General features: G+C 34.9%; 18 protein-coding genes. 11 read left to right on the top strand and 7 right to left on the bottom strand.

All coding sequences use genetic code 11. The features are described from left to right. Positions 1-35: 35 nt before the first annotated feature. A complete protein-coding gene (locus J0J69_RS00110) occupies positions 36-1,277 on the bottom strand; it encodes an IS110 family RNA-guided transposase (RefSeq protein WP_212726240.1) in 1,242 nt (413 codons plus the stop codon). A 426-nt stretch (positions 1,278-1,703) separates the two neighbouring features. Here J0J69_RS00110 and J0J69_RS00115 point away from each other — a divergent pair, with 426 nt between their 5' ends. The 3 genes from J0J69_RS00115 to J0J69_RS00125 all read left to right on the top strand — a co-directional run bounded on the left by J0J69_RS00115 (position 1,704) and on the right by J0J69_RS00125 (position 6,401). Continuing rightward, entirely contained in the window at positions 1,704-3,131 is a 1,428-nt protein-coding gene (locus tag J0J69_RS00115; protein WP_055244081.1) for a 6-phospho-beta-glucosidase, read from the top strand. A 415-nt stretch (positions 3,132-3,546) separates the two neighbouring features. Further along, entirely contained in the window at positions 3,547-4,938 is a 1,392-nt protein-coding gene (locus J0J69_RS00120; RefSeq protein WP_262941409.1) for a 6-phospho-beta-glucosidase, read from the top strand. 230 nt (positions 4,939-5,168) lie between these two features. Then, positions 5,169-6,401 (top strand): DUF1002 domain-containing protein, encoded by a 1,233-nt coding sequence (locus tag J0J69_RS00125; protein ID WP_212726229.1) that lies wholly within the window; start codon positions 5,169-5,171, stop codon positions 6,399-6,401. Between the two features lie 110 nt (positions 6,402-6,511). Here the strand turns inward: J0J69_RS00125 and J0J69_RS00130 are convergent, their stop codons facing one another. Further along, positions 6,512-6,907, bottom strand: coding sequence for a hypothetical protein (locus tag J0J69_RS00130; RefSeq protein ID WP_055305329.1), 396 nt, complete (start codon positions 6,905-6,907; stop codon positions 6,512-6,514). A gap of 585 nt (positions 6,908-7,492) precedes the next feature. On the opposite strand from J0J69_RS00130, the gene J0J69_RS00135 reads away from it, so the two are divergent. The 6 genes from J0J69_RS00135 (at position 7,493) to J0J69_RS00160 (ending at position 14,987) form a co-directional block, all read left to right on the top strand. Further along, positions 7,493-8,110, top strand: a complete 618-nt coding sequence (locus tag J0J69_RS00135) for a hypothetical protein (RefSeq protein WP_055305330.1) — start codon at positions 7,493-7,495, stop codon at positions 8,108-8,110. A gap of 128 nt (positions 8,111-8,238) precedes the next feature. Continuing rightward, positions 8,239-9,498, top strand: coding sequence for a VanW family protein (locus J0J69_RS00140; RefSeq protein ID WP_055305331.1), 1,260 nt, complete (start codon positions 8,239-8,241; stop codon positions 9,496-9,498). A gap of 157 nt (positions 9,499-9,655) precedes the next feature. Next, the gene (locus J0J69_RS00145) at positions 9,656-10,822 is read left to right on the top strand and encodes a leucine-rich repeat domain-containing protein (protein ID WP_055277529.1); all 1,167 of its coding nucleotides are present in this window, start codon (positions 9,656-9,658) and stop codon (positions 10,820-10,822) included. Between the two features lie 542 nt (positions 10,823-11,364). Continuing rightward, the gene (gene ltrA / locus J0J69_RS00150) at positions 11,365-12,642 is read left to right on the top strand and encodes a group II intron reverse transcriptase/maturase (protein WP_055305912.1); all 1,278 of its coding nucleotides are present in this window, start codon (positions 11,365-11,367) and stop codon (positions 12,640-12,642) included. Positions 12,643-13,230: 588 nt separating this feature from the next. Further along, complete coding sequence (locus J0J69_RS00155; protein ID WP_055243597.1) at positions 13,231-14,364, top strand: glycerate kinase family protein; 1,134 nt, start codon at positions 13,231-13,233, stop codon at positions 14,362-14,364. 173 nt (positions 14,365-14,537) lie between these two features. Next, positions 14,538-14,987 carry an ASCH domain-containing protein gene (locus tag J0J69_RS00160; protein ID WP_212726135.1) on the top strand — a complete coding sequence of 150 codons (450 nt, stop codon included), beginning with the start codon at positions 14,538-14,540 and terminating at the stop codon, positions 14,985-14,987. A 47-nt stretch (positions 14,988-15,034) separates the two neighbouring features. On the opposite strand, the gene J0J69_RS00165 is transcribed toward J0J69_RS00160, so the two are convergent. The 5 genes from J0J69_RS00165 to sspI all read right to left on the bottom strand — a co-directional run bounded on the left by J0J69_RS00165 (position 15,035) and on the right by sspI (position 21,295). Next, complete coding sequence (locus tag J0J69_RS00165; RefSeq protein WP_212726134.1) at positions 15,035-16,096, bottom strand: SPFH domain-containing protein; 1,062 nt, start codon at positions 16,094-16,096, stop codon at positions 15,035-15,037. A gap of 13 nt (positions 16,097-16,109) precedes the next feature. Next, entirely contained in the window at positions 16,110-17,183 is a 1,074-nt protein-coding gene (locus J0J69_RS00170) for a TFIIB-type zinc ribbon-containing protein (RefSeq protein WP_055277536.1), read from the bottom strand. A 67-nt stretch (positions 17,184-17,250) separates the two neighbouring features. Next, positions 17,251-17,976 (bottom strand): PspA/IM30 family protein, encoded by a 726-nt coding sequence (locus J0J69_RS00175; RefSeq protein WP_212725063.1) that lies wholly within the window; start codon positions 17,974-17,976, stop codon positions 17,251-17,253. A 159-nt stretch (positions 17,977-18,135) separates the two neighbouring features. Further along, positions 18,136-20,256 carry an LTA synthase family protein gene (locus J0J69_RS00180; RefSeq protein WP_082417967.1) on the bottom strand — a complete coding sequence of 707 codons (2,121 nt, stop codon included), beginning with the start codon at positions 20,254-20,256 and terminating at the stop codon, positions 18,136-18,138. A gap of 820 nt (positions 20,257-21,076) precedes the next feature. Then, a complete protein-coding gene (gene sspI / locus J0J69_RS00185; RefSeq protein ID WP_055243589.1) occupies positions 21,077-21,295 on the bottom strand; it encodes a small acid-soluble spore protein SspI in 219 nt (72 codons plus the stop codon). A 313-nt stretch (positions 21,296-21,608) separates the two neighbouring features. Here sspI and J0J69_RS00190 point away from each other — a divergent pair, with 313 nt between their 5' ends. Together J0J69_RS00190 and J0J69_RS00195 are read left to right on the top strand one after the other, a co-directional pair. Continuing rightward, entirely contained in the window at positions 21,609-23,255 is a 1,647-nt protein-coding gene (locus tag J0J69_RS00190) for a putative polysaccharide biosynthesis protein (protein ID WP_055276193.1), read from the top strand. A 43-nt stretch (positions 23,256-23,298) separates the two neighbouring features. Continuing rightward, positions 23,299-23,700: a hypothetical protein gene (locus J0J69_RS00195; RefSeq protein WP_055243585.1), complete on the top strand. Its 402-nt coding sequence runs from the start codon at positions 23,299-23,301 to the stop codon at positions 23,698-23,700. Positions 23,701-23,709 lie beyond the last annotated feature (9 nt).

The raw sequence follows: 23,709 nt of genomic DNA on the forward strand, positions 1-23,709 counted from the left end.
CTAGCGCCAGACAGAAAGGATTCAAAAGCAATCAGTTAGCTTTTGAGTGATACGCTCCTTTCCGGCGTGTAGAGTTGGTGGTTACGTAACAGCGTATCCACCAAACGCACTAATTTTCTAGCGGTTAGGACGAGGGCTCGTTTGTGTTTAAATTTCGGAACTTCATCGTATTTTTTCTGGTAATACAAGCGGTAAGTATCTTCGTGTCGTCTGATAGAGTTGGCAGCTTCAACCATATAATACCGAAGATATTGGTTGCCTGTTCGTGTCAGTGGTGTACGTTCCGATTCAAAGTTTCCAGACTGATTTTTTTTCCAGTAGAGACCGCAATATTTGGCTAATTGGGCTTCATTTTCAAAACGTTCAATTTGACCGATTTCAGCGACAATACCGGCGGCATAAACAATACCGATACCTGGAATACTTTTTAAACATTGGGCTTCTGTTACAATTTCAAAGAGCGCCACAATGCTTTTTTCTAAATCTTTAATCTGTTTTTTCAACGTTTGGATTAATCGTGCATAAGTCGCTAAAACCATGTCTACTGATTCTTGAACGACTTTACCCAATCGATAAGAATCACGAATAGCTTTTTTAATGGTTTTAGCTAATTTCTGTGGATCACTAAAACGACCTCGACCTTTTTCTTGTAGAAGGTTAGCTAAATCTTCTAACTCCATTTCGGCCATTTCATCGAGGGTTAGTGCATCAGAAAGAAGATCGAGCATGGTCGCACCAAAAACAGAGGTATCGAGCTCTTTAGAGAGGGTATTACACTTGTAGTAAAGGTTCTCAAGAAAGTGCTGTTTACATTCGGTGAGTTGATGAACCATTTGATATCTCGAACGAGTCAGACGTTGAAGAGCGACATAGCGTTCCTCTTTTAAAACTGTCTTATTAAATCGTTCAATACGTAAGAAGTCGGCAATACGAAAGGCATCCATTCGATCGTTTTTATCTTCTTCAAAAAGCCCTTTATAACGATGAATGGACTTAGGGTTTTGGATAACGACTTCAACGAGACCTAAGGATTTTAGTTCAAGATCTTCAGATAAAAAAGTTGCAGGATGAAAACTGTAAATCGAAGTAGACTCCATTCCAATCACGATTTTTTCATAGTTAAATGATTGGTGAAACTGGAGAACATCTTCTTTGATAGAAGAGGCACCGTTAATGTTATTAGGAAGGGTAACTTCTTTTAACGTCGTGTCTGAACTATCAAGAAAACAAACATCAAGTTTTTCAGAGCTAACATCAATACCGACAAATAATTTCATGGAAGGGACCTCCTTTCTTTTGAATGAATTTGGAATAAACTCGGATACGGCTGGACATCCCTAGGGTCCCAAACGTGGCGACAACCTCGCGTATAAGTATTCTAAAGACTTTAGCTATGAGTGCTGCCCTCAACCCTGTTAAGAAGAGGAACATAGAAGGAGTTGATACAGCTTGTGCGTATGCCGAACAGTTTGGGTCTGGGTCACAGTCTTCAAATGTAGTCGAACTACAGGAGGAAAAAGTATATTCCTGATGGATCCAATTCCATTACCTATATGATGGAATGTCCGAGGGTATCTGAGACAAAAAGAGATCAACCAACAGAAGTATTTAGGTAAAGAAAAATCAATGAATGATTCAGTTTTCAAAGAGCAATACCTGCCCTCAATGAAGGGCTTAAACTTATTATACGAGGAGGAAGTAGTATGGCATTTAGAGAGGATTTTTTATGGGGAGGCGCAACGGCAGCCAATCAATGTGAAGGAGCATATTTAGAAGGTGGACGTGGATTAGCGAATGTTGACGTGATGCCTGCAGGTGTCGATCGTTTTTCAGTTGGTTCAGGTGAAATGAAGATGTTTAGATGCGATGATGATCATTTTTATCCGGGTCATGAGGCTATTGATATGTATCATAATTATAAAGAGGATATTGCACTGTTAGCAGGAATGGGATTTAAGTGTTATCGTTTATCCATTGCTTGGTCTCGTATTTTTCCAAAAGGAGATGAATTGGAGCCAAATGAAGCAGGCTTACAGTTTTATGATAATTTATTTGATGAATGCTTAAAGTATGGGATTGAGCCACTTGTGACGATTTGTCACTTTGATGTACCAATGCATCTAATTGAGACCATTGGTTCTTGGAGAAGTCGCCAAATGATTGATCATTATGTACACTATTGTGAAGTCATCTTTAAACGCTATAAAAACAAAGTGAAGTATTGGTTAACATTTAATGAGATTAATATGATTTTACATTTCCCTTTTATGGGAGCTGGTTTATGCTTTGAAGAAGGTGAAAATAAACAACAAGTTAAATATGTGGCGGCTCATCATGAGCTCGTAGCAAGTGCATTAGCAACAAAGATTGGTCATGAAATTAATCCAGAGTTTAAAATTGGATGTATGTTAGCAGCGGGAAATACATATGCAAATACATGTCATCCTGCTGATGTTTGGAAGTCAATGGAAAAAGATCGAGAAAATTATTTCTTTATTGATGTTCAATCACGTGGAGAATATCCAGCCTATGCATTAAAACAACTTGAACGTGAAGGAATTGAAATTCCATTTGAAGAAGGGGATGTTGAAATCTTAAAAAATCATACCGTTGATTTCATCTCATTCTCTTACTACTCATCTCGCTTAACAAGTGCAGATCCAGAAGTGAATAAAACAACAGACGGAAATGCTTTTGAAACTCTAAAAAATCCATATTTAGAAGCTAGTGAATGGGGATGGCAAATCGATCCATTAGGTCTTCGTATTACAATGAATGCCTTATATGACCGTTATCAAAAACCACTCTTTATCGTCGAGAATGGACTAGGTGCCGTTGATGTTCCTGATGCTAACGGTTATGTGAAAGATGATTATCGAATTGATTACTTACGTGAACATATTAAAGCAATGAAAGAAGCTGTTGAATTAGATGGTGTGGATTTAATAGGTTATACCACTTGGGGGTGTATTGACCTTGTCAGCGCTGGAACAGGTGAAATGAAAAAACGTTATGGTTTTATTTATGTCGATAAAGATAATGATGGGAATGGAACACTAAAACGTTCGAAAAAGAAATCATATGATTGGTATAAAAAAGTCATTGAGTCGAATGGTGAACAATTAGCGTAATATAAATATTTCTAATCAGTATTCTACTTTTTAAGTATAAAAAGAAACAATACCTATGTTGAATATAAGTTTAACTGTAATATAAATTTTTCTCACCTCTAAACTCTAAAATTAGCGTGAGTAGGGAAAAGTTACAAATTTATAAACTTATTTTATAACATAGGTAATTTTTTGATTGAAGGAGAGATAACACTTCTAGCGAAAAGCTATATTTTCTGAGAAATTCTAGGGGATTTACGGTAAAGCTTTTTGATTTCTAAGGTTGATTATAATTAGAGGAACTATCTTTTGAGGTCTAGGTAGAAAAAAGAATATTTATCTTAATTGGAGATCATGGGAGCAACCTCTACGTTTCTTGATTAGTAAAGGTAATTTCTTAACAGATTCTTATAAGTTCATTTGGAGGTAGATGAAAGTGAAAAGGGATGGCATTAAAATTGTAACAATTGGGGGAGGAAGTAGCTATACTCCTGAATTAATGGAAGGATTTATCAAACGATATGAAGAGTGCCCGATTAAAGAGTTTTGGTTAGTCGATGTAGAAGAGGGAAAAGAAAAATTAGAGATTGTTGGACAAATGGCACAAAGAATGTGGGATGCATCACCGTATGATGTCAAAGTTTATTTAACTCTTGATCGTCGTGAAGCATTAATTGATGCAGATTTTGTTACAACTCAATTTAGAGTAGGATTATTAAATGCACGCATTAAAGATGAGCGAATTCCATTTTCTTATGGCATGCTTGGTCAGGAAACGAATGGGGCTGGGGGAATGATGAAAGCCTTCCGAACAGTTCCGGTTATTTTAGATATCGTAGAGGATATGAAAGAGTTATGTCCAGATGCCTGGTTAATTAATTTTACAAATCCAAGTGGGATGATTACGGAAACAGTGATCAAATATGGAAAATGGGAAAAATGCATTGGTTTATGTAATGTACCCGTGAACTCGATGATGAAAGAACCTGAAATGCTTTCGATAAATGGGGAAGAATTAATTTATCAATTTGCTGGTTTAAATCATTTTCACTGGCATAAAGTATTTGATAAAACAGGAAAAGACATTACAGAGGATATTATTGATGCCATGTATACAAAAGATGATGGAACCCCTACTAATATTTTTAAAGTTGATTTTGTGAGAGAACAATTAGAACAAATGAAAGTCATTCCATGTGGATATCATCGGTATTATTATTTACAAGATGAAATGTTAAAGCATGGATTAGAAGAGTATCATGGGATAGGTACACGAGGAGAACAAGTTAAGAAGACAGAAGCGGAACTATTTGAATTATATAAAGATCCAACTCTTAATTATAAGCCAGAACAACTCACACAACGCGGAGGAACATATTATAGCGATGCTGCCTGCGAATGTATTAATGCAATCTATAATAATAAAAATATTCCGATGGTGGTATCGACAAAAAATAATGGAGCATTACCTGATTTAGATGCTGATAGTATCATTGAAGTAACGAGTTATTTAACAGCCAAGGGAGCATCGCCTGTTGCGTGGGGGAAACTAAATAGTGCTGAAAAAGGATGGCTACAAGTCATGAAGGCTATGGAAGAATGTACAATTGAAGCTGCAATAACAGGTGATTATGGTTTAGCTTTACAGGCTTTCTTATTAAATCCACAAGTGATGGGAGGAAATATTGCAAAGCAAGTATTAGATGAAATGTTAGTTGCTAATGAAAAATATCTTCCTCAATTTGCAAAAAAAATTCAAGAATTAAAAGAAGCTGGTGTTAAGGTTAAAGATGAAAAAGTTCAAAGGTTAATAGCCGAGGGCTATTAATTGTTACAAATAGAGAACTAAAACGGAGTGATTTTGCTCCGTTTTTTTTTGTGAAGTAGTTAAAAAATTGTGTTGTTTTTATACAGCTTTTACATGACTTTAAGTGATAGTTCTGTTAAATTTATATTTCATCATGAATTAAAACATGGTAAAATACCATTGATTTTGGAAGAGGTAGAGATAAATGACTGATTTGTTATCATATAGCAGAACTAGGGAGGAACTATAATATGTTGAAAAATAGTTTGATTAAAAAAACAGTGCTAGCTTTAACAGTAGTTGCTGGATTAAGTGTATCAATGACAGCCTTTGCTAAATCATCATTTACTGGTGAGTATCGTCAAGGGGAAATTTTATCATTTGGTTCAAGTTTGAATCAACGTGAAGAAGCAGCATTAAGAGATTATTTTGGTGTTTCAGATGAGATGGAGGCTATCTATGTAGATAATGAAACAGCGATTAAACAATTAGGATTAGCGCCAGATGCATTAGATGACTATAAAGGTGGCTGGTATTCATCAGCTTATGTGAAGTTAACGGACCAAGGAGGAATTAATGTTTCTTCTAAAAATGTAAGTTTAGTAACGAATGAAATGTTTGCGAATGCATTAATCACTTCTGGGATTTTAAATTGTGAGGTTATTGTATCGGCACCGTTTATGGTAACGGGTGAATCTGCATTAGCAGGGATTTTAGCGGGTGCAGAGGAAATTATGGGAGAAAGTTTATCTGAAGAAAATAAAATTGTTGCTAAAGAAGAAATCGATACAACGTTAGAAATAGCGGATGAAATATTGAATAATCCAGACAATGAAATTAATTCTTCAAGTGATTCTTCAACGGTAGCATCTGGGATTATCAATGATATTAAGCAGCAAGTTATTAAAGACTCTCCAAACTCCACTCAAATCGAACAAATTATTGTGAACGTCACAAATAATTATGGAGTCGATTTGAGTGAAGAATCAACTGAAAGAATAGCCAACTTAATGGAAGACGTGAATAAATTAGATATCGATTATAAAGATATTAAAGAGACGATGAAAAATATCGGTGACAGTATTTCTGAAAGTTTAAAAGAAGCGGGAGTTAAGCTGAAAGAGTCTGGGGTTTTAGAAAAAATCGGTAACTGGTTCGTTGATTTAGTCAGAGGAATTGGTGAATGGATTAAAGGTTTATTTATTTCATCAAACGAAGTAGATCTTCCTATTTTAAATGAAGAGGAACCGTCTGATATGAATGCTTCAATTGAAAATAGTGATGAAAGTGGAGAGGTTGAAGTTTTTGAACCTAGCACGTCAGAAGAAACAGATATCAACACAGAAGATCTAACAGCCGGTGAGAACGTAGATGAAAATGAGCCAAAAGATAATGTTGAACAAAATTCTGAAGAAAATGAAGCAGAAGTAGTACCAGAAGAGACAAGCAATGATCTTGAAAACAACGAAAGTGTATCAGAATAACAAAATTAATATTTAAGCGAAAAGTAAAATACTTATTTGAGAACCTTAAGGGTTCTCTTTTTTTAAAGGAATTATATCAAATAGAATCAAAGAGATAAAAAAATGGCCGATTAGGCCATTTTATTTGTTTGGTTTATTGATTGCTTTTTTGAGTTTAGATAGTTGTGTAAATAGCATGTCAAAGTTGCGAAAAATCCGATGCCATCCATTAATGTATCGTACGGATGATAGTGAAAAATAAGTGCATAAATATATTGAATGCTCCAAAGTCCGATAATGGGAAGGAGTGTCCAGTTCCATTTTTGAGATGGTACCATTAATAAATAAATCATTGTGACAATGAACATGGACGTCATCCATGGAACGACTTCTTCTGGCATGATAATCATTGGATCGGCACACCCAATGGTTAAACTCCATCCTAAGTTTATAAGCATCCAGAACCATAATAGACAGTAAAATCCGTTTTTTAAAACTTTTTTTATGATGATTAACGTTTGATTCATTTAATTTCCCCCATTCCTGAATCGTTAAGTTTATTATAGTTTGTATGGATTAAAGATTCAATGAGTCTATTTCCTTATTTTTACAATTTGTATTTTTAAGATGAATATACACTATAAGTGTAGTTACATGAATGAGAAGAGAATGATTTATCGTTAGAAAAGGTCGTTGTGACGAGTGAACTAAGGGAAATGTTAATTAATAGAAATGAGGCTAGATCATTAATGACAGTCCTGCATCATTTTGTAAATTACTTATAGAATTTTGAGGGTGAAAAGGATTAGATTGAAAAAAAGGTGGGAAAATGAAACGTGTAGGGTTATTTTTTATTGTCATGATAGTGGGTTTAATGGTAGTCTTAATTTATAATAAATTAGTCGTTATAGAAGTGACAGATGACCTTAGTGATTAAAGGGTTTTAGTTGTTTTTATGAAAGATAAGCGAGTTGTCCGTTTATGGCGAGGTACCACGTGAATTTGTTGAGTTTGAATTAGGATTTAAAATTTAGGGCATTAGTCACCAAGTGGTAAGTGTCGCAATTAAACAACCGTTAATGATAGAATAGTTTAAAAGAAGGATGGGGTAGATGAAGCGCTGGATTGTTATCTTAATGCTAGGAATATATCTTTGTGGGTGTGAAAAAAAATCTGAACCTATTAATGATGAGGTGTCGGAAGAACATCAACGTTTGTTAATTATGGATGAGGTTAATCGAGAGGATTATGAAAGTAATCGATTTTATGCGATGGGAGATCCTGTTGTCTTTTTATCTGGAGATCAAAACGATGTCCTTTGGCAAGTAACGTTGACTGATTATGAAGTTATTCAAGATTCGCATGAGGGATTTAAAAAGGCATTAGTCCTCCATTTTAATTATCGTTATTTTATGCCAGAGTTTATTATGTCTCAAACGTTACAGTCTGTTGTTCATCCGACTGTTTTTTATCAAGATATTGCATTAAAACCACAAAGTTTAGCTGAAGCAACCATCGCATATAATATTGGGAATTATGCTAAAAGTCCTCATATTCTTTATGAACCTATTGTTAATGATGAAATGATTTGTAAGCTCGTCTATTTGCAAGCCAATACGGATCAAAGCTGTTTTAATTATTATAGTTATGCAGGACCTGGCGAATATCTCATCAGTTTTGAAAGTGGAAAGGGAGAACATTTTAATTACATGATTAATGTCAAAGAGTAAGTCGAATTATTGGAAAAAAACACCAAAAAACGAAATATTCTTAAAAAAACGTGACATTATGTTATGATAAATGTGGGCTTATGAGAGAGAGATAAGGAGATTAAAGACTGAATTAAAGGGGTCATGTTATGAGTAAGAAGAAAAAATTATTAATTGGAGGGGCTGTCGGAATTTTAACTGTTGGATTAGTATTCGGGGGGATTAAAGCATATGAATACTATCAGGCTAAAGAATTAGTTCTGACGTATGAGGACATTACATTTCCAAATATTAAAGTGAATGAGAAGGATGTATCAGAAATCTCTAAAGCTAATTTAGAACTTGTCTTAAAAGAAGAAGTTGAAGGGCTTGAATCACGTTTGATTGAAGTTAAAATTGATGATCAAACTTTTTCAAAGACGTTAAAAGAATTAGGCTTTGTTGCGAGTGAAGATGTTAATGAATTAACTGATGAAATTTTTGCACTTGGTAAAGATTTAGAAATTCTTGAACAAGCAAAAAGAATTGAAGCAGCACCAGTAGTTGAATATACTATTGAATATAGCTATGATGAGTCATTAGTGGATGAATGGATTCAATCCATTGCACAGCAGCTTTATGTTGACAAAGAAGAGCCAACGTTTAAAATGGTTTCAGCAGGGAACTTTGAAGTGACGGAAGGACATGCAGGCTATTCGATTGATGCAGATGCAATTAAAGAGCAGGTTAAAACGGCATTAAATGAAGTTTCCGCAGAGACTATAGAAGTGACAGCAGAAGGAATCGTTGATAAACAAGCGAAGGATCCTGAACTGTTAAAGTCAGTGAACTATAAAATCTCAACTTATAGCTCAAGCTTCCCAGTCGGTATTCCAAGATCGAAAAACGTAGAACTAGCAACATCTAAAATTAACAAGACATTGTTAATGCCTGGGGATGAGTTCTCGTATACAGATAAAGTGTCACCTGTTATTTATTCAAATGGTTATGTTGATGCAACTATCTTTGTTAACGCTCAACCGGTTAATGGAGTTGGAGGCGGAATCTGTCAAGTATCGTCAACGCTTTATAACACTGTGTTACTAGCTGGAATTATGCCTACTGAACGTCGTAATCATAGTTTACAAGTTGGATATGTACCTGTCGGACTGGATGCGACGATGGCAGAAAATGCAATCGATTTTAAATTCGTAAATACATTAGATTATCCAATTTATATTAATGCCTATACGAGTGGTGGAACGTTAACGATTGAATTTTGGTCAAATGAAGATGCCCTGGATGGAGTGACGTATAAACCACAGGTTAAACAAGTAGGGCAGAACAAATATCAAACTTACTTATTGGGGTATGATACAAATGGTAGCTTGGTGTATAATGAATATATTGATACAAGTACTTATAAGTAAGAGAAAAGCTTCACTTCCGAGCGGAAGTGAAGCTTTTTTTATGTCATTTAACGTGCCAACCTAAGAAACAGAGAATATCTTATATTGTATCCTGGTCATATTAACAGCAAGATAAGTGAAAGGAATTTGTAGCAGACTAGAAAGAATGTGATGACCATTGAATAATGTTATAAGAGACGAAAAATTAAAAGCTGCCTTAAATAAGCAATATTTAAATCAGCCAGCTGACCAAGTAATTACTAAAGATCAGTTAGCAAATTTACAAGGAACTGTCACGTTAGATAACAAAGAAATCAAAGATTTGACTGGGATGAGTTATGCAACTCAGATTACCGCACTATATTTAAATCATAATGAGATTATTGATATTACACCTTTAAAAGATATGGTTAATCTTCGACAAATCAGCTTAATGAATAATCAAATCAAAGATTTAAGACCTATGAGTTCACTCGTAGATCTACAAAGTTTAAACCTCAGTAAAAATCAGATTCAAAGTGTATGGCCTTTAACAAAATTAAAAAACTTAAAGACGTTATTTCTTGATTATAATCCGCTTCAAAGCTATGATGAACTTCGATTTATGAAACAATTAACCTTATTATCGATGAGAGGAGTTGGGATTTCTAATTTGGCAGTCTTGTTACCACTCGTGAATCTTGAAGTCCTTTATTTAGATGATAATAAGATACAATCACTTGAACCATTAAGTCAGTTATATTTATTGTACCAACTCAATATTAATGGGAACCAAGTACATAATTTGAAGCCAATTGGGGCACTTAAGTACCTTCAAATGTTATTTGCCAATCAAAATCAAATTGAGAATCTAGAGCCGTTAAAAAAATTGAAACAACTTCAGTTTTTAGATTTAAATCATAATCATATAGAGGATTTAACACCGTTAGCTAGCGTCGAGTCATTAGAAGCATTAAGTATTATGAATAATCGGGTAAAAGATTTAACGCCGATTACTAAGCTTCCACATTTGCTAGCTTTACTTGCTCAAGGCAATCAAATTACCTCTTTAAAGGGGATACAGGCATTACCCATCATTAGCCTTGAAAATCAGTCGGTTGAATGGGAATCGATTTGGGTTAATAAATCTGAATATGCGATTGAATTGAAAGGAAGATTAATTGATACAAATGGGGAGGTTCCATTGATTACAGCCATCAGTCCCAAAACAGTCACCTACGACGTTTTAAAATCACGACTGATTGTTAATCAGTTAGAGCCACTGATTACTGTGTTTTTTCATAATCAAAATGAAGAGATTCCATTTAGTGGTGAACTTCGTCTTTCATTCAAGGAATTAGAATAAAAGCGGTCGTTAGATCGCTTTTTTATGTGCGCCCGGCATGGGTATTATCTAACGGGTTAAAGTCCCGAGTACGTCCAAGTAGCGGAAAGTACATAGCCTAAGACAAGGGTGTCCTCTGCGAGGAGGAATCTGAAGGAAGTCCGTGGGCAAACTTCTGGTCTGACGAACAGGAATCACATCAGGCAGGATACAAGGATAAGACTGCATAACAAGTTAAAGTCCAATAGCTACACAGAAAAAAAATGTATGTTGTAAATGTGGCAGATAGATGGAAGGGAAGATAATACACCTTACCCGGGGAGGTCTTATATTCTATCCCAAAGGTTGACCGTGAGGTAAACATGGAATATAAGAAGTCAGCCGAGGTCGTAGTAGTGAAGAGAGTTAGTGAAAACTAAAAGGAGCGAAGGACCGAACTATTTTATCCGTTAAAGAAATGATACTTGCACCTTCCTAATTAACCATTAGGTGATAAGACACATATCTAAAAAAAAAATAGATACGATGGATGGAAGGTTACGAAACTCATGGAGGTAACAAATATGAACACAGAGAATTTATTAAAACAAATCCTACACCCAAATAATCTAAACCAAGCTTATTTACAAGTTAAGCGTAATAAAGGTGCGGCAGGAGTGGATGGGATGACGATTAATGAATTGGGACACTATTTAAAAGAAAATGGTGAAGAGATAAAGGACCAAATTCGTACGCGTTCGTATCAACCTAAACCGGTGAAACGAATCGAGATTCCCAAGGCAGATGGGGGTGTGCGAAATTTAGGTGTCCCAACCGTGGTTGACCGATTCATTCAACAAGCGATGGCTCAAGTTCTCACCCCTATCTATGAAGAAAAGTTTCATGAAAACAGCTATGGATTTAGACCGGGACGATGTGCAGAAATGGCGATTATTAAAAGTCTAGAATTCATGAATGATGGGTATACATGGATTGTTGATATCGATTTAGAAAAGTTCTTTGATAAAGTCAACCATGATAAGTTAATGAGGTTGATATCAAATACGATTAAGGACGGAGATGTCATTTCACTCATCCGAAAATTCTTAGTCAGTGGAGTCATGATGGATGATGAATATAAAGAATCGGTGATTGGAACCCCACAAGGAGGCAATCTATCCCCATTACTGAGCAATATCATGTTAAATGAACTTGACCAAGAGCTAGAAGCAAGAGGGTTAAATTTTGTCCGATACGCAGATGATTGTTTAATTCTAGTGAAAAGTGAGAAGGCAGCGAAGCGAGTGATGAAAAGCATGACGAAATACCTTGAAGAAACGCTAGGTCTTAAAGTCAATGTGACAAAAAGTAAGGTTGAGCGACCAAGTGGAATTAAATTTCTAGGATTCGGTTTCTTTTGGGATAAAAATGCCTATCAGTTCAAAGCTAAACCTCACCAGATATCGATCATGAGAGTGAAAGAGAAATTAAAAAGACTCACCCGACGAAGTTGGAGTGTGAGTTTTGACTATCGACTGAAGAAACTAAAGCAGTTAATCATCGGATGGGTGAATTATTTTAAAATCGCTAAGATGAGGACGGTATGTGGAAATCTAGATAAAAATATTCGATTCCGATTAAGAATGTGTATATGGAAACAATGGAAGAAGGTTCAAACCAAATATAGAAGTTTAATGAGGTTGGGAATCGATAAGGATAAGGCGTGGGAATGGGCAAATACCCGAAAAGGATATGCGAGAGTCGCTCGCTCATTTATTTTATGTCGAACCATCACGAATGAAAGACTAAAAAGAAGAGGTCTAGTATCACTACTAGACCACTATCAAACTGTTCATATTTAGAGATAAAATAGAACCGCCGTATACGGAACCGTACGTACGGTGGTGTGAGAGGACGATGATTAAATTAATTAATTATCTCCTACTCGATTTGGATAATCCGTGAATTAGAGCTATCTTTCTCGTTGGATGATAGAGAAAATGAAGGGATTTTTGTTGTAAACTACTGAATATGTATGTGCAAGAAGTAAAGGAGATGTTATAATAAGGCTCGCTCTATAAGAAGTCTGTTTTTATGACGCTTTAAGATTTTCACTTAGGCGAGCAATGACGGTTATTGGTTCATATATATAAGTCCCGATAAGTTTTTTACAGTGTAAAATTAAAGCCCTAGCAGTAGAGGATTAGATTTCTTTCAGAAATCGCTAGGTGACCCAAGCCCTAGTAGTTGAAGATTAGATTTCTTTCAGAAATCGCTAGTTGGCCCCTGGACGATAGGATGCCTTAGTATTGAAAAGCTTTAAGTACTAAGACTGACTTAGAAAGAGGAAAAACATTTATATTTGTATATAGAATATTTTTTGAGTTAATTTAAGGGATAGTTGATTAGAACAATCTTCTAGTAACAAAAAAAGTAAAGGAGTGACTCAAATGAAGGCTGTTGTAGTGATGGATTCGCTAAAAGGAAGTTTAAGTTCAATGGAAGCAGGAGAAGCAGCTAAAGCTGGGATTTTAGCTGCGAATCCAGAGGCAACGGTGATTGTTAAACCATTGGCTGACGGTGGAGAAGGAACAACAGAAGCTTTAGTTTGTGGATTGAATGGCAGGTTAAAAACAATACAAGTTACAGGTCCTATTTATGAACCTGTCATCGCACAATACGGGATAATTGATGAAGTGGCTGTCATTGAAATGGCACAAGCAGCGGGATTACCTCAAGTTCCAACAGAAAAGCGCAATCCATTAGTGACAACAACTTATGGTGTCGGCGAAATGATTAAGGCATGTGTCGAGTCAGGATGTAAGAAGTTCATCATTGGAATTGGGGGATCAGCGACGAATGATGCAGGAATTGGAATGTTAATGGCATTAGGATACAAATTCTTAGATGCTAATGGACAAGAAGTGGTGCAAGGAGGACAAGGATTAAGTCAAATTGTTTCAATTGATGCGTCAGATGTTTTACCGGGATTATCATCCTGTGAATTTAAGATTGCGTGTGATGTCACTAACCCATTGTATGGAGAACAAGGAGCGGCTTATATTTATGCTCCGCAAAAGGGTGCAACACCTGAAATCGTTAAAACGTTGGATGACGGATTACGTCATTTTGCACGTGTAGTTGAAGGGGATCAAAAAGCAGACTTTGCTAACTTACCAGGTGCAGGAGCAGCAGGTGGTCTTGGATTTGCTTTTACTGCCTTCTTAAATGGAACATTACAATCAGGAGTCCAAATGATTTTAGAAGAGACAAAGTTGGAAGAGGTACTTAAGGGGGCCGATTATGTGTTAACGGGGGAAGGGCGGTTAGATCATCAAACGGCAATGGGGAAAGCACCGATCGGTGTTGCTAAATTAGCAAAAAAATATGGGTGTAAAGTGATTGGATTAGCAGGAGCAACAACAAAAGAAGCAACAGCGTGTCATAAAAAAGGCATTGATGCCTATTTCTCTATTGTTAATCATCCGATGTCATTAGAAGAAGCAATGGAACCGGAGGTCGCTTTTGAAAATATGAAACAAACGACAGAACAGATTTTTAATTTGATTAAAGCAATTAAGTAAGGTAAAACAAAGAAATCAACGTACTTTTCCCCATCATAACCTTTTATTTACATAAGTATTAACTTCAACATATAATATTTTTACATTGTCTTAAATGGTTGATAGGATCACAGAAGAATGTTTTCAGGGAGATATTATATTTAAAGAGAAGGTAAGAGGGGAGTATATTTACTATGACAGCAGAACAAATGTGGGAAAGGGTTATACAAGATTATCCAAACTATGGAGCGTCAACTTATGAAGCTTTTTCATTCGGGAATACAGATATAATGGCAGATGAGTTGGCATTACTTGTGAAGGCGGGGAAGAAGACTGCGACTTCATCTGTTTTTTGTTTTTATGAAATGGAAGGAGCAGCACTTCCACAAGGCGGAGAGTTAAGTATTGTACTTAATAGTAAAAATGAGGCAGAGTGTATTATCCTAACAACTAAAGTTTATACGACTTCATTTAATTTAGTTAGTGAAGAACATGCATATAAAGAAGGAGAAGGAAACCAAAGTTTAGATGATTGGAGAGAGGGTCATCAAGCATTTTTTACTGAAGCCTTAGCAGAATGTAACCAAGTCTTTGATGAAAATATGTTGATTGTGTATGAAGAATTTAAAGTGATTTGGAAATAAAAGAAAAAACGTCTTCTATTGTTTTTGAAGACGTTTTTTTAATATGATTAGAACAATTTATGACCACACTCATTACAGAATTTTGCATCTGGTGTTGTTTGGGTCCCGCATTCAGGACAGAATTTATAGCCGGTTGATGGGGATGATGATGCTTGGACTTTGGTCCCACACTCAGGGCAGAATTTTACATTTGGGCTTAGTTTGTGTCCACATTGATGACAGGAAAGGGTAGTAGATGGTTGAGCTTGTGATGCTGTTGATGTGTTAGTCATCATAGACGTCATTTGCTTCATCATTTCAACGCCCATAGCCATCCCAGCTCCTGTTTGAGCCATGGATGCCATCGAACTATTTGGATGTTCAGTCATCGACTCAATCATACTCATCTGTTGATAATGTGCGATATCACCGACCATATCGAAGGAAGCTGTTTTCTCAATCATCTTTTGAACGTTCTCTGGATAAGTAAAACTTGAAATTGTGAAATCAGTCACAGTTAGACCTAACTTTAATAATTCCATATCAAGATCACTTTTAATTCCTCGAGCAATATCATAAGCATTTACTTGTAAATTGAATAAGTCTTTTCCTTCTTTTGAAATCCAACGCATTAAAAGTTGATCGAGTTGAGATAAAACGCGCTCTTTTACATCCTCCACGGTAAATTGTTGCTTCACACCTGCTATACGGTCAATTAAAGCAAGATAGTCATTAACTTTAACCGTAAATGTTCCAAAGCTGCGAATAGGTAGTCCACCTTTTAAACTTGGTGTTGGGATATTAATCGCACTTTTAGTTCCCCAGCGAATTAAAAATTCCTTCGTATTCACGAATAAAACTTCTGCTCGAAGTGGACTGTTAAATCCAAACTTAAATCCTTTTAATGTGGTTAAAAAAGGAATGATTTCAGACTCGATTTCATAATTTCCTTCATCTTTAAAGATTCCTTCAATTTTTCCATTATATAAGAAAATAGCATCTTGTCCTGGACGAATAACGAGGCGACTCCCACGCTTAATTTCTTTGTTACGCCAAAGCCAAAAGATGACATCGTCACGAGACTCGTTCCATTCAATGACATTAGCAAATTGATTATTGAATAAACCCATACGTTAACACTCCTTAACTATTAAAATAAACAAAAATGAAGTAGATTGCAATGATTCCTAAAATGATTAAGATAGTGATTTTCACCCAACTATAGGGATAGGTTCCATGAATGCGTCCAGTTTCTCCATTAATAATATATTGATATTGTTTACCTTTGTAATCATAAGTAGCGGTCCAGATGGGAAGAAGGACATGTTTAAAGGTGACATGATCATAATGGGTTTGGACATGAATTCCACTGACAGTATCGTAGTAACGTAGAACTTCTAAACGGGCAGCTTCTTCGAGCTCACGATTTATTTTCTGTTTAGCAAAAGTGAATCCTTCTTGAACACTTAGACTATAACGTTCAGCCATGTAGCCAGAGATATATTCACTTCGATAGGGTTCTACACGATCAGTATTAAAAGGTTCAACTCCACACATAATCGTATCACTATAATGATGAGAAGCATTTACTAAAATATCATCGAAAAATTGATGAAGATGACCACTGACTGGATACCAACGAACTTTCTGAACTTGCTCTTTTTTTCCATTGATTTCACGAGTTTCATAATAATAACGGCCGCCTCTAGCCGTATAGGTACTAGACGTATTTGCATCATATGTCCAATAGGGGACATAGACAGCCTGAAGTTTATCACTTTGATAAAGTAGTTTTAAATCATTTGGAGCTAACCAGCGATATTTGACCCATTTTGATAGTTCCTCCATTGCTTGATGTTTTTCGATTTTGAAGGGAAGAATAGCTTCAGGCTTAATCCCAGCTGATTGTTTCGTTTTTAGAACATGCGAGGATCCGCAATAAGAACAATGCAGCGCCGTAATATGTTTATCAACAACAGTTTCGGCACCACAGCTTTCACAAGTGATGACCTCGACATCTTCATTCCAATTTGATTTTTCTTCGAGAGTACTCACATTCGAAAAGTCATATTCATGAACTTCCCCTTCATGATCAATCGCTACTTCTGTTTCGCAGTACGGACACTTCAAAGCTTGTGATTTTATATCAAACACCATATTTCCCCCACAATTTTCACAGGTGAACACTTGGATATCTTCTTGCTTTTCTTCGCTCATTTTCTCACTCCCTATGGTAAAAAAGTTGTAGCTTAAAAAAACTACAACCGATTATGGCTTTTTAAACTTATTCTTGATTCGTTAAACCCTTTAAAGCTGCTAATTCATGATCAATAGTGGATGAACGATTTCCTTTTAAAGCAGCAAGTTCATCTTCGATAGATGAAGAGGTTTTCGTATCATATTTATTCATTAATGATTCAATATCGTCTTTAGGTACAGCATTTAAGTCGGCGATTGCATTTGCTTCATCTAACATTCGATTTGCTTTTTCTTCCATACGAGTAAAAGCCCCTAAGTTTGATTTTGAACTATTAAGTGAACTTCCAAGTTCATTAATACGTTGCTGCATATTAGCTGTCGCTACTTTTGCTTTAATACTATCACGACGAGCAGTTAGTTCGTTAACTTCACTTACCAGTTTATCGTGCATTTGACGCATTTTTAAAGTATTAGATGAAGCAAGCTGTACTTTTTGTTCAAGTGTGGATTGTTTTTCTGTGAGTGTTGCTTTTTTTGATAAGAAAAGGCGAGCATCGTCATCATTTCCCGCTTCAATGGCACGTTTAGCATAATCTAATAATTTAGCAATTTCTTTATTGCACTCATCCAATTCGCGTTTTGCACGAGCTTCTTCAGCCATAATAGATGCTGTTTCAGCTTTAACTTTTCCTAAGTCATCATTTAAGTTTCGTAAAATTTGATCAACCATTTTAGCAGGGTCTTCACATTTATCTAGTAGGGCATTAATATTCGCAGACATAATATCTGAAAAACGTTTTAAAATAGACACAAAACCACTCCTCGTTCTCATGATTAATAACAGTATATGAGTAAAAGAACGAAAATATTAGGAGAATTCTAATGAATGAATTTCACAAGAAAAAATGTGACCTTAACGACATTATTTAGGTATAAAAAAATCTCCCCTCAAAGAGGGGAGGCTCTTATTTTATTCTACTTCTTGAACAGGTTGTCCAAGTGCTTCTAAAGCGGCTTGATAACCAGCCATATAACCTTCTTCAAATCCTTGGTCATAAAATTGATTGTTTTCTTCTTCTTGACCTACTTTATATTTTGCAGAAGTACTTAAGACATGGTTAGTGACCGTCACTTGTTGAATCGCAAATCGGTCGTCTTCATTTAAAGTATAATCTGATACCATTAATGTATTAGGGTCGATGTAAGTTGTCTCATGAGCGGTGTCATTGATTTTTACACGACTATATTCAGTAAAGTTTTGACCTTTTACAATGAAATTACCGTCTTCATCGTTATAAACTTCTGAAATCAAAACTTCATTAACCCCCATTTGCATTTTTGTTGGCTCATACGGATTCACGCCACCATAGATATAGCGTTCACCGTATAGCATGTCATATTGTAATAACTTAAGATTATCTAAGTAATCAGGAGTATCTTTATATTGTTGATGATAGTTAATTAATGTTCCATGATGAATGCCAAGTTGATTTAAGACATGAGCACCTAATTGGTAAGCCTCAATGTCAGTATCTTGTTTTTCTAAGCCAAAGTTGTTCCAAATAACATATTCTGTTTCGAAGATGTCACCATTTGATAATTCAGCGTCTTCAATTCCTAATGTCGGCAAGTGATCCCCATACATCACAAGGACAATATCTTCATTTATTAATGATAGGGCTTGGATTAACTCGGCGATAAATTGATCCATTTCATACATTTCATTTGTAAAGTATTCAAATGAGGTTAAGCGCTCGGTATCATCTAAACCACTGACTGTGATTTTAGAGTGATTTTCAACTGGAGTCGTTGGATAATCACCGTGCCCTTGAACTGAAATCGTATAGATATAATCTTGACCTTCTGTTGATTTTAAAGCATCAACGATTGATTTTGTTAAGTATTTATCTTTCGCCCAACCAAGTGGGGTTGTTTCTTCAATGTTCATATATTCGATTGAAGTAAAGGTATCAAATCCTAACATTTTAAATACTTTTTGACGAGTATAGAAGGTTCCTTTGTTGTTATGAATGGCATGTGTTGAATAACCTAAATCCTTTAAGTCATAGTTAATACTTTCAGCCGTTGTTTTACGTAAGATTGTTTTATATGGATATTCTCCAGCACCGAAGAATTCTAGGTTCATTCCTGAGATGACTTCAAACTCTGTGTTTGCTGTTCCGGCTCCAACTGAAGGAACTTTTAAATAACCTGAAGAGAACTGTTCTTTTAATTTTCTGAAGTTTGGAACAGGATCTTCTGAGAATTCTAAGTCGATCATGTGTGTTGGATCAAAGAATGACTCTAATTGAAGCATGATAATATTTGGTGCTTGCTTTTGTGGCACCATACTATTGTCATTACTTGCAACTAAATTTGAATTATCTAATTTAGAAGAATCTTCAGAATTCATTAGCGTTTCCGCTAATTTTTCAATAGTTGCTTGTGTATAGTTTACCGGTCGTTTAATCCCTGTGTTTAATAACGTATTAGTAAAGCAATAAGGGAATCCGTAATCTAAATAAGCAAAAGCGATGTTTCCGAAATAATCAGAAATAATATTTGCTTTTAAGGCACCTTGTGTCAAAAGTACAAAACTAATGATTCCAGCAGCGAAAAGTGGAATGTTTTTTTTGTAGTTAACTTTATTTTTTGATCTTGGTGCTTTAAAGAACGCAATAATAACTCCAATAATCGCAAGAGCAATCCCTACCCCAATTAATCCAATTTGAAACTTAGAGAAGTATTTTTCTAAAATATCAAAGGTTGATGAAATTAATTTTAATTCGTTTGCCGTAAATGGAGTGACACGATTGTTTAAAACGATTCCGTTGGTAATTCCTCCTGCTAACCAAATAAGTGAAATAGTAGTGAAAACAAAGAATTTTCGACGGACCAATAAAATCAGTGAAAAGGTTAGTAAGATTAATAAGACATTATAAGTAAATACCACGGGTGAGTGGATTAAATAATTGAATGCAGCCACAATCGAGTGACGGCTAAAGATTTCAATTAGAAAGTTAATGACGAACGCCGAGGCGATACATAGAAAATAATAATTATATAAATACTTTTTTATAATTTCTTTCATATTAGACCCCCATAAATAAATACTCTATGAGTTTGAGTGGACTCAAAGAGGTGTTTTTAAAGCAATTATTTCCATATCCAATCTTAAAGTAGTCCATCTGACATTTTAACAACGACCGACCATAAAATCAATTAGAAAATTTTAGGAGAAATGAGTACAAGTAATTATTATACAGCTTGAAAATAAAAATTCATCTTCTATTTGTGGCTTTTTTAAAATTCATACAAATGTTAAGAGTTAGGTAAAAAAATAAAGAATAATGTAACCGCTTCTTTTGGTGTTTTTATAAGTGGATGTCGTTTTTTGTTAATAAAATGTAAAATTTCTGTTAAGTTTTATATCTTAGCAAGTACAATAAAGATTCATTCTTGACTAAGTGTTCCCGATCGGATTGAAGTTATAATTTTTAAAATAGGTGTATTTATATTAAAGGTAATAACTAAATGATTTTTAAATCAAATTGGAACTTTATAAGTAAGGGGGGAAGAGCTGATAAAGTTAAATGAATCATCCCTTTAACGTTTAATGATAAGATAAAAGTAACAGAGATATAGAAGTAAGATTCTTAGAATCAATAGCCAACAGTATATTATGAAAAACTTAAATAAAGGGAACGTCTAATTTGATAGGTATTTTTTTATTTCGTGACCTCGTTATTGATCATGGAGGGACAGTATATGATAATTTATTCAAAAGGGAGAGGTGAAGTAGGAACTGAATAACTGAGGGAATTTTCTATCCTTATAATATGAGAAAATAAAGTTACTGATAAAAAATGTTAGTAACTAAAAAAAGTAGAGAATCATCTCTACTTTTTAAATTAAAGAGCCTTTGGTTTTAAACATTGAGTAATACGTGAAACCATTGTTTCTTTTTCTGAATCATTGCTTCCATTCCATAAGATTTCAAACATAACTCCTAATCCAGGAAGTGTTTTTTCTTCTCCAGATTCAATCGCATCAATAATCGTTTCACGGATTTCATCATAGTTTGAGTCATCTAAGTTTGCAATAACAGCTTTTCTTAAATCGAAGTTCATGATCATCACCTCATAAAAATTTCTTTCGTTATAGTTTTTCACCATTTTGGAAAACTATACATATTTTTATTATTTGAAATTTTTATAGATGAGCAACATATACTAGTGCAGTAGGTTAAGCTTAAGAGAGACGATTTGAGTGAACTGTTAGAGTAATCTTGAGCATCAGATAGGTCTATATAAATAAATATAGAAAAAACAAGAGAATTTATATCTAATTAAATTTATTTGGAAAGTTTGTAGAGTTATAGTAAAATAATATGGTGAAACCGTGTAAACATGCGGTGTTAAGAAAAGAAAGTAGGTCGAAGATATGGGGAATCGCTTTTTAAAGGGGGCAATGATTTTAAGTATTAGTATGTTTGCCACCAAATTCCTTGGAATTCTTTATGTGATCCCGTTTCAACAATTAGTTGGAACATCAGGGATGGCACTTTATAATTATGCATATACACCATATGCGTTATTTATTAGTTTATCAACTCTTGGAATTCCTGTTGGAATTGCGAAATTTGTCTCGAAATATAATGCAGCAGGAGAGTATGATACTGCTCGGAAAATGTTTAGATATGCGATTTGGTTTATGGTTGGATTAGGTTGTCTAGGATTTTTAACCATGTATAATCTAGCACCATGGTATGCACAAGTTGTTTTAGCTGGACAAAAAGAGTTAGCAAATTCAATTGAAGATGTAACAATGGCTATTCAAACGATTAGTTTTGCCTTGTTAATTATTCCGGTCATGGCTATATTTAGGGGATTCTTCCAAGGAAATCAAAATATGATTCCGACTTCAGTTTCTCAGTTTGTAGAGCAAGTCGTTCGTATTATTTTCATCTTAGCAGGATCTTACTATATTATAAATATTAAAGGTGGAAGTACAAAAGAAGCGGTTGGTTTTTCTGTCTTTTCGGCATTCCTAGCTGGAATTACTGCATTTTTAATTTTATATTATTATTGGATAAAAAATGTGAAGCATTATAATAAGCTTCTTCGAAAATCAGTTCCCCATGAACCGCGAAATTATGGGAATTTATTTACAGAATTAATTTCATATGCGATTCCGTTTGCTATTTTAGGATTGGCCACTAATTTGTTTCAAATCGTCGATCAAACAACGTATAATCACTATATGTTAGTCAGTGGATTAGATGGTGTTATTGTTGAGGATTCATATGGTATGTATGCAGGATCTTTATATAAGATTATTATGATTCCGGTCTCATTTGCTATTTCATTTGGACAGCCATTAATTCCAGAGTTAACACATCATTTAACAGCTGGGAATATGAAGTCTGTTCGTAAGAATTTAGTGTTAGCTATTCAGTTAACATGTTTCATTACGGTTCCAGCTGTTGTCGGAATGGCTTTGTTATCAGAGCCGATTTATATTATGTTCTTTAATTCGTCGACACCAGGTTATAATGCAATGGGTGGAGACATCTTTAGATTGGGATCATTATTAGGACTATTCATGGCATTATATAGTATTGTGACAGCTATTTTACAAGGAATTGGTAAGCAATGGTATGGGATTATCTTCTTAGGTGTTTCATTAGTTATTAAATATCTCGGAAATGTATTCTTAATTCCTATTTTCCAAACCGATGGAGCAACAATGGCAACGATGATCGCCTATACGTTCTGTATCACAATGAGTTTAATAGTGATTAAACGTGAAACAGGATTCAAAGTTTCACAATTACTTCGCCGATTAGTTGCAATCTTCGTCTTTACAGGAATCATGGCTTTATTCGTTATTGCTGTGAAGTTTATTCTTGATTTATTCATGGATTATAATGCACGTCATATGTTATCGTATATCTATGTAGCAATCGCGGGATTCATTGGAGTTCTAGCTTATTTTGGATTAGCTTGGTACTTCGATTTAATTACGGCTTTATTTGGAATGAAATTTTCACCAAAACAATTAAAAGAGCGCATACTTCGTCGTCGCTAGGTCATACTAAGCTCAAAAGATAGCTTAGTTTGAAGGTGATGGGATGAAGCGAGCATTAATCTATTTTACACTTGGACTTGGAGTGGCATATTTCCTCTTTGCAGGTGGTATTCGAACCAAAGTTCAATTAACGGATCAAGCACAACAAAATATTACAGTTTTAGCCTCCGCGGCTATGAGAGTCACTGATCACGTCAAATCATGGTTATCTGATTATGCAGAGGATACACAGCCCGTGATGAGCACGTTAGAGCCACTTTCTCAAAAAGAATCATTAATTGATTATGATGCCGCTTTAAAAATCGTGTATGAAATTATTGAAGATCTTGATAAAATATTTACACCTGATCAAAAACAAGCCATTGAAAAAGAAGTCAATGAATTGTATAAACAAAATATTCTAAAGGAATACAGAGATCAAATTGGTCCAAGCTATTATGAATAAAAAACCGCT

Source organism: Turicibacter bilis, from assembly GCF_024499055.1.
Classification (GTDB): domain Bacteria; phylum Bacillota_I; class Bacilli_A; order MOL361; family Turicibacteraceae; genus Turicibacter; species Turicibacter bilis.